At 32.1% G+C, this 1,284-nt stretch carries 1 protein-coding gene and 1 pseudogene; one reads left to right on the top strand and one right to left on the bottom strand.

All coding sequences use genetic code 11. The features are described 5' to 3' along the window. Positions 1–112, bottom strand: a pseudogene (locus Q0C22_RS10460) (peptide deformylase); the annotation flags it as partial. A 145-nt stretch (positions 113–257) separates the two neighbouring features. Between Q0C22_RS10460 and Q0C22_RS06240 the strand changes: the two are divergent. Next, positions 258–1,223, top strand: coding sequence for a nitronate monooxygenase (locus Q0C22_RS06240; protein ID WP_291492863.1), 966 nt, complete (start codon positions 258–260; stop codon positions 1,221–1,223). Positions 1,224–1,284 lie beyond the last annotated feature (61 nt).

Here is a 1,284-nt window from a genome sequence, read left to right as displayed (position 1 = left end):
TGATCCGGCCCATAGAATCAATAAGCTCTAAAATACTATCATCAATCTTGTCAACTTCACTGGAAACTTTTTTTAGCTCTTTATCTGGATAAGTTAATATTTTATAATCCATAAAATCTTCTCCTTTTTTGAAATTATACTTTTTTGTCTATTTAAGTCAAGAAAACATTTTTAAATAAATAATATATAACAGTTGACTGATATTTAAATTTATGGTATATTTAACTTAACGTTTACGTAAGAAGAGGAGGAACAGAATGTTTCAAACAAAATTTACAAAAGATTTTAATGTAGAATACCCTATTATGCAAGGTGGCATGATGTGGATTTCAAAAAAAGAACTTGTTAGCGCTGTATCAAATGCTGGAGGTTTGGGTATACTTTCTGCCCTTAGTTTTGAAACTCCAGACCTGCTTGCAAATGAAATTGAACAAACAAAAAAATTAACCACACGGCCTTTTGGTGTAAATCTTACATTTTTACCCACACTAAAGCCAGTAAATTACGATGCCTACATTGATGCTATAGTCCAAAGTGGTGTAAAAATAGTAGAAACTGCTGGCAGAAACCCCGCTGATTATATTGAAAAATTAAAAAACAATAATATAAAAGTTATACACAAATGTACATCAATTAGACATGCTATAAAAGCACAAAATATAGGCTGTGACTATGTCAGTATTGATGGATTTGAGTGTGCAGGTCACCCTGGTGAAGATGATGTAACTTCTTTAATCTTAATACCAAGAGCAAAAGATGAACTTAATATTCCTGTTATAGCTTCAGGCGGTTTTGGCGATGCAAGAGGATTTGTTGCTGCATTATCACTGGGCGCTTGTGCAGTTAATATGGGTACAAGATTTATGATGACTAAAGAAGCTCCTGTACATGAAAATATTAAACAAGCATTACTTAAAGCAAAAGAAACTGATACGGTTTTGGTGGAGCGTAGTTTAAAAAATACACTGAGAGCTTTCAAAAATAAACATGCTTTAAAAGTTTTAGAATTAGAAAACAATAAAGCTACACTAGAAGAGTTAGCTCCATATTTAAGCGGACTAAATGGTAAAAAAATGTTAGAAGAAGGTTTAATTGACAATGCTTTACTTGCATGTGGCCAGGTAATTGGGTTAATAAATGATATACCAACTACAAAAGAAGTTATAGTAAATATAATTAACCAGGCAAAGCAAATTATCGAGCAACAAGCCAGACTTATTTAGCCTGGCTTTTTATCCCTTCATATATGACTTCAATTGGGTGCATAACTTTGGTATCTAAGTT

The sequence above is a fragment of the Desulfurella sp. genome, from assembly GCF_023256235.1.
GTDB lineage: Bacteria > Campylobacterota_A > Desulfurellia > Desulfurellales > Desulfurellaceae > Desulfurella.
Note: the sequence above shows the minus strand (reverse complement) of the source record. Positions and strands in the feature narration are given on the sequence as shown.

What these genes read in the sequence shown, in the direction of transcription:
- Q0C22_RS06240 (WP_291492863.1), top strand. Translation starts at nt 258, where the DNA reads ATGTTTCAAACAAAATTTACAAAAGATTTTAATGTAGAATACCCTATT.